The following is a 15,905-nucleotide window of genomic DNA, read 5'->3' as shown; positions in this document are numbered from 1 at the left end:
TTCGATCGGAAGTGATCAAGTTCGTGAGCACAGTAAGAGTCAGGCCAAATAGGGTGGAGCAATTGCCCGAGCTGCCGGTCTTAAAACTGAAGCCGGGCAGCGGCCCCGGCACTTGCTCGTATGAACCACATCTTTGCGCCGACCGGCGAGACGGCAAGCGATTTTTTGCCTCGACCTGTAACCGCGCCGCTCCCGCATGCGAATGAAAGGCCGTGGGCGGGCCGATGCTTCCGTGAACGCAGCTACGTCATCGCTCGACCAGCTCGGCGACAAATGCGGCCCCCAAATGCTCCGCAACCTTCTCAGGGAGTCATGACAGATGACAACGACCGACATCGAACGTCGCACGCTGCTCCGCGCCATGAGCGTCGCGTCCGGCGCCGCCGTAACTTCCGCGGTTCTCTCGCGACACGCTGCAGCTCAATCGGTCGGCGAAACAAGAGCGCCTGCATCCGATCATTTCGAGACAGCAGAAATCCTGGTGGGTGACAACACCATCTTCATCAGACGTTACGGTAAGGGATCGCCGCTGCTGATGGTGCATGGCTTCCCCCGGACCAGCCTGATGTGGCGCCATATGGCGCCGCAGCTCGCGAGCAACCACACCGTGATCTGCGTCGACCTTCGCGGCTATGGCCGCAGCGGCGTGCCCTCCTCAGCCGAGGATCACTACGCCTACTCCAAGCGGGCGATGGCCACTGAGCTGGTCGCGGTCATGGATAAACTTGGATTCGCCAGGTTCGACCTCGTCGGCCACGATCGTGGCGGCCGCGTCTCCTATCGCCTAGCCCTCGATCATCCGCAGAATGTACGGCGTCTCGCCGTGTTCGATGTCATCCCGATCTCAGAGGCATGGGCGCGCGCCGATGCGAAGTTCGCCATGAATTGGTGGCCCTGGAGCCTCCTTATGCAGAAAGCACCGCTTCCGGAAAAATACCTCCTGGGTGCGCCGGACGCTGCATTCGACAACCCGTTGGGCGAAGGCTCCTTCGGCCCCGAAATAAAGGCAGAGTACCTGGAGACGTATCGCGATCCGGAGCGGGTGCATGCAGTCTGCGAGGAGTACCGGGCGGCTGCAGGCATCGACATCGAGCATGACAAAAAAGATCGCGAGCAATCTCGCAAGATAGCCTGCCCGATGCTGCATCTGTGGTCGGCCGGCGGCCCGCTCGATACGTTCTACGGAGAGGACGGCGGCGCGTTGGGAATCTGGCGCAGGTGGGCCGACAACGTCCAGGGACAGGCCATAAAGGGAGGTCACTTTTTTCCCGAAGAAAATCCCACCGAGACGGCAGAGATCCTGACGAAATTTCTGGCGGCCTGATGCCGGAAACCATCGTTGCCTCCGACGCGGCGGCCCTGCGTTTCGACGGCCGTCACCGCAGCCTACCCATGGAGACCATGAAGAGATGACAAGAAAAACAGACATCAAGCGTCGCGCCGTGCTCCGCACACTTGCGACAGCTTCCGGCGCGGCCCTGACATCGGCCATCCTATCGCGTCGGGCGGGCGCTGCCTCCGATTCCGCGAAGACGCAAAAAGCAGCAGCCATGAACAAAGTGAAGGGCCGCGCGACAATCATCCTCGCGCATGGCGCCTGGGCCGACGGATCGAGCTGGAGCGCGGTTATTCGGCCATTGCAGTCGATGGGGTTGCAGGTGATAGCGGCTCCCTTACCGCTCAACACCTTCAACGACGACGTTGCTGCACTAGATCGGGCAATCGAGCGAACCGAGGGACCAGTGATCCTGGCGGCGCATGCTTACGCTGGCGCCGTTATTTCGGCGTCCGCAAGCGAGAGGGTCAAGTCGCTGGTTTTCATCGCGGCGCTGGCGCCGGACGAAGGGGAAACCGTGGGCGACGTGTTCTACCGCCTGCCGGCGCATCCCGATACGGCCAAACTCGCGCCGGATGCCAATGGCCTGATCTGGATGGCTGAGCGCGACTTCGGCAAGGCGTTCGCACAACACGCCGCGCCCGCGGAAACGCACCTGCTTTATGCTACGCAGCGCCCTATCGACGTCACCTGCATCAAACAGCCGGTGTCGAAGCCGGGCTGGAAAACAAGGCCATCCTGGTTCTTGATCGCGGAGGAAGACCGGATGATCAATCCTCAAACGCAGCACTTCATGGCGAACCGGATGAAGGCCCACATCACTTCGCGCCAAGTCGACCACGTTCCTCTCGTCACGTCCCCGGACGACGTGGTCGAAATAATCCGTCAATCCGTAGATGCGCTCGGTTGAAGGCCGACGGCCATGCGTCCGCATCGCCCGGACTCTCAGTCGCAAACTGCCCGGCGCTAGTCGTTCATTTCCCGTCCGCGGATTCCAAGTTTCTCCGCAAAAAGCACCAAATCGGCTAACGATCGCGTCCCCATTTTCCGCATGACGTGGCCGCGATGCATCTTCACTGTAACTTCACTTATGCCAATCTTGTCGGCCACCTGTTTGTTCAAGAGCCCGGCCGTTACCATCGCCATGGTCTGGCGTTCGCGCGCCGTCAACGACTCAAATCGCTCTCGCAGTCGAGCATTGTACCTTTCTTCGCTGCGACGTTTCTGGTCTCGGTCGAGAGCCTTGGCCACCGTATCGAGTATATCCTGCTCGCGAAACGGCTTGGTCAGAAAGTCGAACGCACCGGCCTTCATGGCCTTGACCGACATCGGAACGTCGCCATGCCCAGTGATGAAGATGATCGGCATGTTGATGCCCAGGCGGCCCAGCTCGGCCTGCAAGTCGAAGCCGCTCAGCCGCGGCAGTCTGATATCGGAGACGAGGCAGCTCGTGACAGCGGGCAACGGATATTCGAGCAGCTCGGTTGCCGATGCGAAGACTTTCACGCCAAGTCCAACTGAACGGAACAAGCTGCTGAGCGCGCCAAGCGTGAGTGGGTCGTCATCGATGACGAATACGGTCGCGTCCCCCGCAGCTTTAACAGGGGAGGCAGCAGGCAAGTCTGCCCTCATTGCCGATTCCCATTTCATTTCTTGATCCTAGGGCACGCCGGAATCGGGGGCCCATCGCCGTGAGAGAGATGGCTTTCAGCCGACCAGCCGCGGAAGGATAGTTTATTCAGAAGATTCCGTAACATCACGAAACGCGGAGATCGCACAAGCATGATTCGATCGCATCCGCAGCATTTGCGGCCCTCCCCGGTTCCAGTTCCGGCCTCAGGCACTTGAACGTTCGGCCGTTACGTAGCCGCGATCCACGGGCACCGTGAACTGAAAGACGGCGCCTCGCCCCTTGTCGGCGGTTACCCATAACTGTCCGCCATGCGCGTCGATCATCGAGCGGCAGATCGACAGCCCATGCCCATGCCATGCGTTTGGTCGTGAACCGGATTCAAGGCCGGACGTCGGGATTTTTCAGCCGGCCCCCGGTCAGGGATGCGGCCCTCGCCGCTGTAGAGCTCGCTCGACACATTCCGCAAGCCGTCGACCCTGCAGGTCCAGCGGTTTGTGGAGGAAGCAGACCGCCCCCGCGTTCAGCGCCCGTGCCTTGAGCGCCTCCTCTGGATGGGCAGTTATAAAAATGACAGGTATATCGAACCCCGAAGTCGACAAGCGCTCGTGCAACTCAAGGCCGTTCATTTTTGGCATCTGTATATCGGCGATCAGGCAACTCGTCTGATTCACCAGCGACGATTGCAAATACGCTTCGGCCGACGCGAATGCCCGAGTGCCCCATCCAAGTGACCTCACCAGATTTTCCAGAGCCGCGCGAAAGACGTCGTCGTCGTCCACGATCACTATAAGCGGTTTATCTGTCACTCGCGCCGCCATGTAGAGACGTTCGATGATCCGCGTCTATCGACCGCGTTTACGGATAATGCCATGCGACAATGACGAAACAATACAACCTAGGTGCTAGTGTTGCGTCTTCGCGAGCGAACGCCGAGAGACTCGGCGATCAGCACCAGATCAGCCAGCGACTCAGTGCCCATCTTTCGCATGACATGGCCGCGGTGAATCTTCACCGTTCTTTCGCTTATGCCGATTTCGCTGGCCACCTGCTTGTTCATGAGACCGGCCGTCACCAGCGACATGACCTCGCGTTCACGCGCGGTCAACGTATCAAATCTGGCTCTGATCTGTTCGGTGCGCCGTTCTTCAACACGCCGCTTTTGATCCCGATCGAGCGCCCTGGTTACAGCCTCGAGCATCTCGTGGTCGCGAAACGGCTTGGTCAGGAAGTCGATTGCCCCGGCCTTCATCGCCTTCACCGACATCGAAATATCGCCATATCCCGTCATGAAGATGATCGGAATCCTGTTGCCCAGGCGGCCCAACTCGACTTGCAGCTCAAAGCCGTCGAGCTGCGGTAATATGATGTCCAACACAAGGCAGCTCGGGGCGGAAGGTATTGGATATTTCAGCATATCCGCAGCCGATTCGAAGGCCTGAACGCCGAGACCAACCGAGCGGAACAGGCTGCTTAGTGCGCCGCGGGTGCGCAGATCATCATCAACAACCAGCACGGTCGGGCGTTGCCGGGCAAACGTCGCGGGTGCACAAGATGCATCTTTCCTCATCGTGCCGCTTTCATTCCATGAACCTCAACAGTCCCGAGGATATTCCGGCTGGACTACCGCTGAAAAGCCGTGGAATTCCGGCAAGAGAACTTGCTCCCCTTCGCTATTTCCTTTCTTCCTGCGGCGCGAGCGCAGGCAGCGTAAACTGCACTACGGCGCCACGTGGCAGGTTCGCGTTGGCCCATAATTTCCCGTCGTGAGCCTCGATAATCGAATGGGAAATCGACAACCCCATGCCCAGGCCGCCGGGTTTGGTTGTGTAGAACGATTCGAACAGCCGCTCGGCACCTTCGGGGGGAAATCCGGGTCCGGAATCCCGCACGGCCACCAGCACGGCTCCAGAAGGCGACTGCTCGGTGCTGACAAGCAATTCACGTGGTCCTTCGCTTGTTCCGCTCATGGCTTCGATCGCATTGATCAATAAATTGAGCATCACTTGTTGAATCTGAACACGGTCGGCCCACACGGACGGTAAATTCTCCGCAAGATGGGTCTTCATCGAGATGCCGTTTTTTGCCATCTCGCCACGTACCAATTCCGTGACCTCGAGTATCTCCTCGTTGATTTCGAGCCTGTTCTGCCGCGGCGGGGCCTTCTTTACCAGAGCGCGGGTCCGATCGATAACCTCGCCTGCCCGCACATTGCTTTCGACGACGAAGCCGAGGGCCTGCCGGACCTCCTCCAGATCCGGAGGACAGGCCCGGAGCCAGGATAACGCGGCATTGGCATAGGTGACTGCCGCCCCGATCGGCTGGTTCAACTCATGGGCGATCGATGCGGTTAGTTGCCCCATCACCGCAACCCGGTTGGCATGCGCCAGCTCCATCTGCACCTCGCGGTAACGTCGCTCGCTCTCGCGCGCGCTCGCTTCGACGCGTTTACGCTCGCTCAAATCCAGGACGAAGGTTACGCCTCTGTCCCGTCGCTCGTCGAATGCAGCCGAGCCAACGAGAACCGGCACCCGGCTGCCGTTCTTACGTAAATATTCCTTCTCGAAGGGCTGGACAGCCGCCGTCATCTTCATTTCTTCTTGAGCGCGGATGCTGCGTTCACGCCATTCCGGCGGAGTGAGGTCCATGTAACGCAACCGGCGCGCGATCAGATCCTCTCGGTCGTATCCAATGCTCATGAGGAAGGACCGATTTGCATCGACGATGACGCCCTCCTCGTCGAAGATATGGATTCCGATGACATTGGAGTCGACCAGACGGCGGATTCTGGATTCGCGTTCCTGAAGCTCGCGATAGAGGCGCGCGTTGTCGAGCGACGTCGCGGCCTCGGAGGCAAGAAACTTCAGGACCGCGAGTCGCGGCGGCGTAAACGCTCGCGGAGCGAGATTGTTTTCGAGATAGAGCAGCGCGACCAGCCTGTCATGCTTCACAAGCGGCAGGGTCAGGATCGACTGGACCTGCTTGCGTCGGAGATAGCCGTCATTGGCAAATATGCTCTCCATCAGGTGATCGTCGAGGGCAACGGGTTGCTGCGTCCGCGCAGCGTACATGACGATCGATTCCGCGATTTCGGCGCCGCAAATCTGTTGATCACGTAGGCTAATCGTAATCGCAGCGTCGTTAGTGATCGCTTCCGCGCCGATTCGCAGCTCGGTACCCTGCGGCAGAATCACTAGCCCGCGTTGCGCGCCGGCGCTCTCGACGGCCGTCCGCAATAGCCTGTCGATCAGATTCTCCAGCACGATCTCGCCCGAAACCGCCTCCGACACTTTAAGGACTGTAACAAGATCGAGGTGGTCGAGTGACGCCCCGATCGTGCTAGTCGGGCCCAGCGCGGACTCTTTCTCCTGCAACTGCGGATACATTCGCATGAGTTGCCGCACCTTGGCTTCGGCACCCCACCGCAAGTAGCAATCACGTGCAGTGGTCAGATAGGCCACAACGGCGGTTCGAATGCCGTGCGCCTCGTAGAAGTGCGCAGCGCACTCTGCAGCGATTGCTTCGATCTGCACGAATCCAGCGTCCCGGGCCAGCCGGATCGACTCCTCATACAGCTGTTCTGCCTCGAGTTCGCGGCCTTCGATACGAGCGATCTCCGCTGTGAGCAGTGCGTGTCGCGCCGCGAAGTTCGCCGGACAGCGAGCGGACCAGATCGTGAGCTTGCGGTGCTGCTCACGGAGGCCTTTGACGTGTTTTTCACGGTCGGATCCCGACGCGTGATGAGCAGCGGCATGGGCGAGCCCCGTGTAGAAGCGGTATTCGGTGAACTCCGAATAGGCTCGGACGCACCAAGAGAGTTGGTCTGCACGCTCAGCGAAAGCAAGCGCTATATCATGACGTCCGGCAAGCAGGTTGAGCTGGATTTGCGCGGCGTAGTAGAAGAAGGTACTCAGCGGCTCCTTAACGTGCGAGGGGAGAGGGCCAATGCTGGCTGGCACTTCGAAGCTGTGCTCGTCATCGCGTCCCATCAGGCCAAGCGCCAGATTTCTTTGCAAGGACAGGAATTCGGCGGATAGCCGGATGCCCGAGGCTTCCGCGAACGCCAGGGCCTGCTCGGCGTGCAAGCAGACTTCCGGGAGTGGGTCGCCACAGAAGAGAGCCACTGACAACAATCCGCGATGCGAGTAGGCAGCAAAGGCGAGGTCGCCGATCGCCAAGCAAATTGCAAGGCTGCGCTGCATGAACGGTTGGCCGGACCGGATCGGACGAACCCATGGGGTCACATGAAGTCCGAATACCAAAAGCGCCCGTCCGCTCAACCCCAATTGCGGCTGATTGTCAGCGAGAGCAGCCCCAAATCGTGATAGTCGAAATCCAAGTTCCGCATCGGCCGAATTGCTGGCGAGAACGCCGAATGCGGCGGTCAATGGATAGCAGGATTCAGGGCAGATGCCATGCTCGATTGTAAGCCGTGTGGCGGCCATGAGCATGATGTCAGACAGGTTGCGATCAGTCAGAAAGGCGGGTGTGACGAGGTCAGCCAAAACTCGCATGGTCGCACGGTGGTAGGGATCGGCCATCGACGGCAACGCCTGCAGTTCGTCGTCCGACAGTTCTTGTGCCAGACTTCGCAGCCGTTGCCGGTCTTCGTCGACTTGACTGCGGTTGGGGTGGGGGAGCCAGTCGATCCCGACTTGGCGCAAAAACGCGAGACAGACGTCAACGGCGTGCTCAAGTCGGCCCGCAGCGGTGTATAGCTGCGCCCGAAGCCTGACGACGTCCGCGCTAGACGGTATGTCTGAGCAACTCTGCGAGAGGACCAGCAGGTCCGCTTCCGCGTCGTCCAGACGACCGACCAGGAATTCGCACTCCGCGTGCAGCAAGGCCACGGCGAAGGCGGTCCGGCTGGAGCGCGGATGCGCATCCTTCCCGAGTAACTCGCGGCCGATCTCAAGGTAAGCTATGGCGGCTTGGTAGGCCGTCGCATTCCGGGCGCGGCGTCCAGCAGCGAAATTGACGGTAATGATCTGTTCCCGTTCAGCCTCGCGAGTCAAAGCAGTGACGCCGCGGTTCAGTTGATTGGCAACAACGTAGAGCCCCTCGCTTGTCTCGTCCGGCGCGAGGTGTGTAGCGAGTGCCATGCCAATTCGGAGATGCAGAGCAGCCCGCTTGTCGTCGTTCGGCTGGAGCCCATAGGCGGCTTCCTGCACCCGGTCGTGCGCGAACGTGTAGGAGCCATCAACAAACCGGACCAACTCGAGACGAGCTGCTTCGCGAAGATCTGCGTGAACGTCCTGCTCGGATTTTGCGTGCACAAGGGAGAGCGTCGTCACCTCGGCACTATTGCCTAAACAAGCCAGTTCCAGCAGGGCCTGCTGTGTCTCGTCGTGCAAGCCCCTCAGCTTGTCGACCATAAGATCCGCGACGTTTTCCGTGTAGCCTTTGGTACGGATCCGCCCTAGGTCCCAGCGCCATTGCATCTTGTCATGATCGAACGTCAGCAACTCTTCTTCAGACAGCGTTTGCAGAAACTGGATGAGAAAGAACGGATTTCCGCCGGTCTTTTCATGCATCAACAGCGCCAGCGGCGCGGCGCGCGCCGGCTCGCAGCGAAGCGCATCGACAGTCAACCGCTCCACGCTGCAGCAGGGGAGGGCCGCCAGGCTGATCTCCTGCAAGCGCGCACCGGATTCACGAATTGTGGCCAGTCTTTGCGTCAGCGGATGCTTGGCATCGACCTCGTTGTTGCGATAGGCGCCGATCAGGAGCAGATGTCGCAGACCGAACCTAGTTAGGAGATTCTCCATGATATCCAACGTGGCGAGGTCCAGCCACTGTAGGTCGTCAAGGAAGAGAGCAAGAGGATGGTTTGGCTTGGCGAAGACGCCGATGAAGCGGCGAACGATGAGCTGAAAGCGTCGCTGCGCGTCTTGCGGCGAAACCTCGGGGACCGGCGGCTGGTCGCCGATGACCAGCCGTAGCTCGGGAACGAGATCGACGATCAACTGGCCGAGCGGGTCGAGCGCAGCGCGGAGGGCGTCACGCCAGGGCGTCAGATCGGAGTCGCTTTTTGCAAGAAGCTGCCGAATCAGATTCTGAAAAGCCTCGGCGAGCGCCGCATAGGGGACGTCGCGCTTGTACTGGTCGAACTTGCCGGAGGCGAACAGCCCGCGATTCGTAACCAGCTCCTTGTGCAACTCGTGGACGACGGCGGACTTGCCAACGCCGGAGTATCCAGAGATCAGGACCAACTCCGGTGCACCGCTCCTGACCACGCGATCGAACCAGCCTAACAAGGCTTCGATCTCGCGCTCTCTGCCGTACAATTTCTCGGGAATCAGCAGCCGGTCGGGCGCGTCGTGTTCGCCGAGCGGGAAATCCTCGATCCGGCGTTCCGATTTCCAAGCTGCAAGGCAGCGCCGCAGATCACTCTCGAGGCCGGCGGCGGTCTGGTAGCGTTCCTCGGCCGTCTTGGCCAGCGCCTTCATGATGATTGCCGAGATCGCGCCGGGCACCCCCCTCACCCGCTCCGCCGGCGGCATCGGCCGCCTCGCGACATGGCAATGCACCCACTCCAGCGGATCGGTCGCGGCGAACGGCAGCACGCCCGTGATCAGCTGGTAGAGCGTGACGCCAAGTGCGTACAGGTCGCTGCGGGAATCGATCGAGCGATTCATGCGTCCGGTTTGTTCGGGCGCCATATAAGCGAGCGTGCCGACGATGGTCTCGGGCGGTTCGAGCATCCGCCGCTCGCGCGTCAGACGCGTCGCACTGCCAAACCCGGTAAGCCAGGCCCGGCCGGCCGCAATATCAACGATAATATTGGCCGGCTTGACGTCCTTGTGAACGATACCGCGATCGTGCAGTCCACCGATGGCCGAAGAAAGCGAGATGGCGATACGAAGGAACGATTGCACCTCCATCGGCGCACCGAGAGCATGGTGCAGCGGCCCACCTCCAGGATCGCTGAGCACGAGCATGGTCCGGCCACGCTCACGCAGCATTTCCAGCGGGCGCGCCGCCCAGGTCGCATCGGCCAATTCATGTTTCAGATCGAATTCGTGGGCGAGCCGCTTGAGACCGCCGGCGGTCGGAGGATTGGCCGCGAGAACTACAACCAATACGGCCTTGGGACCATCAATGCCTTCGTGCCATCCCCTGTAGAAGATGCGTTCGCCATCCTCCCATGCCGGCTGAAGGTTGCCAAACCCACTTTCATGATTTGCCGGAGATACCATCTCGGGGCTCCGCCATCGAACAACGCCTTACAACCAAACGGAATTCAGCCCCTTGGTCATGCCTATAGCGCAAACATGCTTTGATATCCACCAACCGCCTCGAGGGAAAGACCACATCCTTCCAGATATGAACCGTGGGGCTGCAAGCTTAACTGGCCACGCGGTGCTGGGCGGACGTTTGATAATGGAAAAGTTCTGCCAGCGCGCTCCGAAATGGTGACCACTCTAATCGCGCGGATGTCCGATTTGCTCGCCCCAAGATCCGAATCTACGACGCGTGCGTGGCCGACCTGTACCAATGGGTCTGCGTGCGGTTTTGGGCCAAAACCCACCATTCGACCTACGGCAACAACTGGCATTTTGCAATTGGCCTCTCGTCCCAAGCATCGCAGAAAACCCGAACATCATAGGTTCAGACCTGTCACTGCCGCTGGTTATTACCCTGCACGTTGACCACGGATAGGCCACTGCGACGGCTCCGTTCCCAGCGTTTAAGACGCACGATCGCTCGGTCGGCGGAGTTTTAGACGTACCATCGCCAACGCGCGCCTCAGAGAGGTCATTCCCTCCGCTCCGACGTCAATTGCACACAGGAACTTCTCGAACGCGCTCCACTCCATTGGCTCGAGCGCGCATCCGGGATCGGCGAGAGTTATGCGAGCCTGTCTGTTGTCCGTCGGATCACGTTTTCGGCGGACATACCCAGCGGCTTCCAGTCGTTTCAGAAGGGGCGTCAGAGTGCCGGAGTCGAGGAAGAGCCGAGCGCCTAGCTCGTTGACGGTGTCGTCGTCGCCCCCAACACGATCATCACCAAAAATCGGGGGCAGGTCAGACGAAGCGGATCAAGCAGCGACTTGTATGCTTTGAACGCGAGGGCGGTCGCGTACACCGCGAAGCTCACGTCTTCATCCAGATCTATCGCTCCTGAACCATGCGTCATCGGGATCGTGTGTCATGTGCATCCGCGACTTAGCGCCCGTCGACCCCGTGCGCGTGCATTAGCCATAGATACCTGCGGTTTGCGCGGTGACCAAGGTTATGCTCGCGGACAGGCCGCAACCACCTTTATCGCGCTACTCGTTGTTTTTGCTATCGCTTCGAACGATGCGAAGCAGAGGAGAACCGTGTAGTGGCGAAAGAACCCTCCTCCGAACCCACGGCAAGAAACTACAGCTTGCGCGAGGAATTAGCGCAAAATCGCGGAGTTCTCCGGTGGTCTGGGAGTAGATTTGAACAATCGGATAATGGGGAGAGCTGTGGCGCAGAAATGGCGGAGAGAGTGGGAGTCAAACCCACGATTTCGATCATTCCGCTCGAACAGCTGAGACTAACCTCGCGGTCGATCCCGCCGGAGGTTCGGTTAGAGTCGGGTTCGATTCCGATCGGCGCGATTGTGGAGTCCGGAACCGCATAGGCGTGCCCGCTACGGGAAGCCCGCCGTTTTATTTTTGTCGCCAAATACCGCGCGTCATCTGCTGGTATTTGTGTTGGTATCGGCGGCAATCAACGATAAAAGTGGTTTCAAATTCAAATGGTTATGGCTCTAGGCAATTATCGGCCAGGGGCACCAACTAGGCTGTTCAAGCTCGTTCTCAAGCGTCCGCCACAGTCCGCGCAGCGCTCGGAAACCCTTGAAAATATGCCCTTCCACGTACATCGGTGTTCGTCACCGTTTGTTCTCATCCGATCTCAGCCGTCCGATTTGTTGGTAATTTTGTTGGTATCGGGAGAACAAACGTTCGCGCCGACTTTCGCTGTTCCGAACGAAAGAATTGAGGAGAGGGCCCGCAAGAACGATGGCGCGTGCGCCAACCCCAAGCAGATCCGGACCGACGTTGACTGCCGCACCGCCCGACCCAAATTCGATGGGGCCGCGTGGAGCCCGGCGGACTCTATCTCCTCGTCAAGCCGGACGAGAGCAGGCTGGGTAACGCTGCATCCAAGCTTTGGCGGATGGGTTACCGCTTCCACGGCCGCCAGGCCGACGAGTGGCTTGCGAAGAAGAAGGTGGAGAAAGTCAAACGCGGCAGGATCGTCGCGGTGCGGGACCCCAAAACCATCGAAGTACTTGAACTCCGCGTCGGCTACATCAAGGGTCGCTTCGGTAAGCTGTGCAGGCGGGACATCAAGCGTCCGGACGTGCTCGCTTTCATGCGTTCATACGAAGCCGTGGGAAAACTGGAAATGCGCGACCGCGTGCGCAGCATCGGTGTAGCGTTGAGCTTCGTTGAGGCGAATGCACGGTCGCCCGCCTCAATGCGTTCACATCCCCTTGGCGAGCGCGAACAACCGGAAATCCTCGAGCGCCGCGTGCCGATGCGGGGCGGCTTCGCGCCGGTAAGTCTCGGTGTCGATGATCGAGCGGAAAGTGGCGAAATCGCCGTATTCATTGATCGCGGCTTCGTCCCAGCGTTCGCCTTGCGGGCCGACCAGGCTCGCCAGGACCGGCCCGGAAAACATCCGTACGAGCGGTCTGCCGGCCGCGAGACGCCGGAATGCCGGTCTATAGCGTTCATGAAAGGCTTCGCGGCCCGAACACGGCGCGGCCTCGAAGCCGTCCTCGTAACGCGCATACGGGCGGTAGCGGAGCAGATTGAGCATATAGACCGGCTGGCCGGGGGGAATTGCGCGCTCGGCGGCGTCGAGGGCTTCCAGGGTGATTTCGATGGGGTTCATGGGACTTCCCGGTTTCTAGCGGCGCAGGATGCGCGCTGACGGTCCCCATTTGGCCCCTCGGAACGACCTCTTGTAGCGACCGCGCCGCCATGACTATGTGGACTGAATGTCCACAACGACCTTGCCTCCCGACCTCTCGCGTCTCCTCGCCTTCGTTCGCGTCGTCGAGGCGGGCTCCTTCGCCGAAGCCGCGCGGCGAGCGGGGACGACCACCTCGGCGATGTCCAAGGCGGTCGCCCGCCTCGAACAGGCTCGCGGAATGCGGCTCTTGCATCGCTCCACCCATTCGCTGGCGCTGACCGCGGAGGGCGAGCGGCTGATGGCGGCAGGACGCACGCTGGCCGAAAGTCTCGCCCGCGTCCAATCCGCGCTCGGTGAAGCCGCGCGCGACGATGGCGGACGGGTGCGCGTGACGGCCCCGGCCTCGTTCGCGCGCGCCTGCATCCTGCCGCGGCTGCCCGCGTTCCTGCGGGAGCGACCGGAAATCGAGATCGAGGTCAAATTCCGCAACGAGATTCTCGATCTCGCGGCCGAAGGCGTCGACGTCGCGATCCGCTCAGGACCTCTCGACCGCGTGCCCGGCCACCAGGCGCGGCGGCTTTGCACGTTCTCCTGGATCGCTTGCGCCTCGCCCGCCTATCTGAACGCGCGCGGCGTACCGGCGACTCCATACGAGCTTTCCGCGCATGACCACGTCGGCTTCCGCAATCCCGCGAACGGCCAAATCCTGACTTGGCGCTTCACCGATCCGCGCGGCAAAAAACCTGTTCGCGTCGCGCCCAAGCCCAAGCACATTTGCGACGACGCGCACGCTTCGGTCGCTTTGATCGCGAATGGATTCGGCATCGGCTGGGGGCCGGCGTGGCTCGTCCATGAAGACCTGCGCACCGGCCGGCTCGTCGAAGTGCTTGCGCCCTGGCGCGCGCCGGCGGAGCCCCTGTGGATGCTGCGCACCTCCAACCGCCGCCCGCCCCTGCGCACGCAGCGCGTGATGTCGTTCCTCGCCACGCTTCCCGCCGCGTTCAGCGACAAGGCGGGATGAAGCGTCGGGCGGTCAGCCGGGCTCCGCGGTCGGCGTGTAGGACGCGATCAGCTTGGGAAGGAAAATCGAAGGACTTGAGGCCCTGTAGTAGATCGATGCCTCGTAGTTCGGATCGAGTCCTGGACGGTTTAAGCGTTTCCCTGCGCTCCCGGAACTCTTCATCGCCATCTGGAGGGAAAGCAAAGCCGCCTGAAGCCATTCTCTTCGCGCCCTGCTCTGAGCCAAATGGACGTACGAATCCGGCTTCGAACTCGTGGCTGCGCGTGGGGCACGACAGGGGCGAAAACCAAGAAGAGGATCAATAATTGATACGCCCTCACCGGGCTATCAGGCTGGCCCGGCTCGATCCCGTTGAACGAGCGATCATGGACCCCCGACGGTATGACAGGGTTGAGTGTGAAGGCCCGCCATTTGGCCTACGTTCTGTCGGAGTACTGGCAAGCCCCGCTCAGTCAAATCGCTTGGGAAGGACGAGCGATACGTCTGCTCATTGAAACGATAGCGTCGAAACGGACGACAATGCGTAGCTGCCGTGCTTTCATGAGTGCTATCGCGCCAATTCCAACAACCGATGACAGTCGGCCTGCAGCCGCCGTTCATTGAGGTTGGTCACGCAGAGCAGCAGTCCCTGCCGCCGCGGAGGCTGCCTGTACCACGGCGAGAGGGGAGCCGGGGCCAGGCCGAACTGTAGGGCGCGCAAAGCTACGTCCACGTCTGACACAAACTCCGGAAGCAAGATCACCACAGCCAGACCGGCGGTTGCCTGCAACTTTATCGAGTCTGATGCCGCCTCTCCCAGATAACGAAGCAGGGCCTCCCGTCGAGCGGCGTAAAGCCGCTTCATGCGGCGCAGATGGCGAATGTAGTGCCCTTCCCGCAGGAATTCCGCCACAGCGCGCTGCACGGCTGCAGCCGGCGCCGGTGCCAAGCAAGCAGCGAGCTCAGCGAACCGACCACTCAGTTCCGGCGGCACGACCATGAAACCCAGGCGCAGCGCCGGACTGATCGTTTTGCTGAAACTGCCTATGTGCAGCACCCGTCCTCCATGATCGAGCGATGCAAGAGCCGGAGCCGCCCGTCCTTTCAGCTGCAGTTCGCTCAGGTAGTCGTCCTCAATGATCCAGGTGTCGTTGCGCCGAGCCCAGGCGAGCAGCGCAAGCCGCCGCGGCAGCGACATTGGCATCCCGAGCGGCGCCTGCTGGCCTGGTGTCACAACCACCAATTTCGCTCCAGCGGCGTTCTGGACACCAGCAGCAACATCTAGTCCTTCCGCATCGACCGGGACAGCTGTCACGGCCAAGCCAGCCAGGCCGAGGGCGGTGCGGGTGAGCGGAAAGCCTGGATCCTCGATCCAAGCTCCGATATTTCCAAGCTGAAGCCCTCGGATCGCCAGACCGAGCGCACCGGAGAATCCACCTGTTATGAGCACCTGAGAGGGGGTGCACCGGATGCTGCGGGCGAGCCCCAAGTAAGCAGCGACTTCCTTTCGCAGCTCCGGATCGCCACGCGGATCCGGATACGTCACCGGCGCGACCGCAGCCCGGCGGGTCTCACGAGAGAGGACGCGCGACCACAGCTTGAATGGGAAGGCGTCTTGAGCGGGAACGCCCATCTGAAATGCCAGCGGCGCCTTTCCGAACTCGTAGAAGAGGTCCGGCAAAAGCGGGGCTTCCGGCGACCAATCAGGTGTTGAGGATCTGGACTGCCGCTCGGCCACACGAGTTCCTGCCGCCCCAAGACCAATCGCGAATTGCTCGGCAATGAGACGCTCGTAAGCCACACGGACGGTGCCGCGAGAGACGCCGAGTTGAGCGGCCAGATCCTGCCAGGAGGGCAACCGCGCGCCCGAGGCGAGCCGTCCGTTCTCGATGCCCTCTCGGATCGCCGAATAAATCTGGGCAGCCAGCGGAGTCCTTCTGGCACGATCGAGTTGGATGCGGAGGGCCGCCATCGTGTGATGGTACTGCCAAAATCGGCAGTCTTGGTACTGTTTTATGATCAGGCGCAACGCATCTATTCGCC

The 15,905-nt window shown here is 60.8% G+C and carries 10 protein-coding genes and 1 pseudogene; 4 read left to right on the top strand and 7 right to left on the bottom strand.

Features of this window, described 5'->3' with window-relative positions:
* Positions 1 to 319 precede the first annotated feature (319 nt).
* Together ACQR1W_RS07280 and ACQR1W_RS07275 are read left to right on the top strand one after the other, a co-directional pair.
* Complete coding sequence (locus ACQR1W_RS07280; protein WP_434850138.1) at positions 320 to 1,324, top strand: alpha/beta fold hydrolase; 1,005 nt, start codon at positions 320 to 322, stop codon at positions 1,322 to 1,324.
* Between the two features lie 85 nt (positions 1,325 to 1,409).
* Entirely contained in the window at positions 1,410 to 2,246 is an 837-nt protein-coding gene (locus ACQR1W_RS07275; RefSeq protein ID WP_434850137.1) for an alpha/beta fold hydrolase, read from the top strand.
* Positions 2,247 to 2,302: 56 nt separating this feature from the next.
* Here the strand turns inward: ACQR1W_RS07275 and ACQR1W_RS07270 are convergent, their stop codons facing one another.
* The 6 genes and pseudogenes from ACQR1W_RS07270 to ACQR1W_RS07245 all read right to left on the bottom strand — a co-directional run bounded on the left by ACQR1W_RS07270 (position 2,303) and on the right by ACQR1W_RS07245 (position 11,105).
* Positions 2,303 to 2,986, bottom strand: a complete 684-nt coding sequence (locus ACQR1W_RS07270; protein WP_434850136.1) for a response regulator transcription factor — start codon at positions 2,984 to 2,986, stop codon at positions 2,303 to 2,305.
* A gap of 186 nt (positions 2,987 to 3,172) precedes the next feature.
* Positions 3,173 to 3,367 carry an ATP-binding protein gene (locus ACQR1W_RS07265; protein ID WP_434850456.1) on the bottom strand — a complete coding sequence of 65 codons (195 nt, stop codon included), beginning with the start codon at positions 3,365 to 3,367 and terminating at the stop codon, positions 3,173 to 3,175.
* An 18-nt stretch (positions 3,368 to 3,385) separates the two neighbouring features.
* The gene (locus tag ACQR1W_RS07260; protein WP_434850135.1) at positions 3,386 to 3,775 is read right to left on the bottom strand and encodes a response regulator transcription factor; all 390 of its coding nucleotides are present in this window, start codon (positions 3,773 to 3,775) and stop codon (positions 3,386 to 3,388) included.
* Between the two features lie 89 nt (positions 3,776 to 3,864).
* Positions 3,865 to 4,536, bottom strand: a complete 672-nt coding sequence (locus tag ACQR1W_RS07255) for a response regulator transcription factor (protein ID WP_434850134.1) — start codon at positions 4,534 to 4,536, stop codon at positions 3,865 to 3,867.
* 103 nt (positions 4,537 to 4,639) lie between these two features.
* The gene (locus tag ACQR1W_RS07250) at positions 4,640 to 10,165 is read right to left on the bottom strand and encodes a trifunctional serine/threonine-protein kinase/ATP-binding protein/sensor histidine kinase (protein ID WP_434850133.1); all 5,526 of its coding nucleotides are present in this window, start codon (positions 10,163 to 10,165) and stop codon (positions 4,640 to 4,642) included.
* 491 nt (positions 10,166 to 10,656) lie between these two features.
* Positions 10,657 to 11,105, bottom strand: a pseudogene (locus ACQR1W_RS07245) (MarR family winged helix-turn-helix transcriptional regulator).
* Positions 11,106 to 12,040: 935 nt separating this feature from the next.
* On the opposite strand from ACQR1W_RS07245, the gene ACQR1W_RS07240 reads away from it, so the two are divergent.
* Both ACQR1W_RS07240 and ACQR1W_RS07235 read left to right on the top strand, forming a co-directional pair.
* Entirely contained in the window at positions 12,041 to 12,880 is an 840-nt protein-coding gene (locus tag ACQR1W_RS07240; RefSeq protein ID WP_434850132.1) for a hypothetical protein, read from the top strand.
* A gap of 67 nt (positions 12,881 to 12,947) precedes the next feature.
* Positions 12,948 to 13,883 carry a LysR family transcriptional regulator gene (locus ACQR1W_RS07235; protein ID WP_434850131.1) on the top strand — a complete coding sequence of 312 codons (936 nt, stop codon included), beginning with the start codon at positions 12,948 to 12,950 and terminating at the stop codon, positions 13,881 to 13,883.
* Positions 13,884 to 14,430: 547 nt separating this feature from the next.
* On the opposite strand, the gene ACQR1W_RS07230 is transcribed toward ACQR1W_RS07235, so the two are convergent.
* Positions 14,431 to 15,834 (bottom strand): PLP-dependent aminotransferase family protein, encoded by a 1,404-nt coding sequence (locus ACQR1W_RS07230; RefSeq protein ID WP_434850455.1) that lies wholly within the window; start codon positions 15,832 to 15,834, stop codon positions 14,431 to 14,433.
* Positions 15,835 to 15,905 lie beyond the last annotated feature (71 nt).

Origin of the sequence: Bradyrhizobium sp. HKCCYLS1011 (genome assembly GCF_051167795.1) — a bacterium.
GTDB lineage: Bacteria > Pseudomonadota > Alphaproteobacteria > Rhizobiales > Xanthobacteraceae > Bradyrhizobium.
This window is presented reverse-complemented; position numbering and strand designations above follow the sequence as displayed.

Excerpts from the sequence above, each read along its gene's own strand:
- ACQR1W_RS07250 (WP_434850133.1), bottom strand. The coding sequence starts at position 10,165 with ATGGTATCTCCGGCAAATCATGAAAGTGGGTTTGGCAACCTTCAGCCG.
- ACQR1W_RS07230 (WP_434850455.1), bottom strand. The coding sequence starts at position 15,834 with ATGGCGGCCCTCCGCATCCAACTCGATCGTGCCAGAAGGACTCCGCTG.
- ACQR1W_RS07235 (WP_434850131.1), top strand. The coding sequence starts at position 12,948 with ATGTCCACAACGACCTTGCCTCCCGACCTCTCGCGTCTCCTCGCCTTC.
- ACQR1W_RS07270 (WP_434850136.1), bottom strand. The coding sequence starts at position 2,986 with ATGAAATGGGAATCGGCAATGAGGGCAGACTTGCCTGCTGCCTCCCCT.
- ACQR1W_RS07275 (WP_434850137.1), top strand. The coding sequence starts at position 1,410 with ATGACAAGAAAAACAGACATCAAGCGTCGCGCCGTGCTCCGCACACTT.
- ACQR1W_RS07255 (WP_434850134.1), bottom strand. The coding sequence starts at position 4,536 with ATGAGGAAAGATGCATCTTGTGCACCCGCGACGTTTGCCCGGCAACGC.
- ACQR1W_RS07280 (WP_434850138.1), top strand. The coding sequence starts at position 320 with ATGACAACGACCGACATCGAACGTCGCACGCTGCTCCGCGCCATGAGC.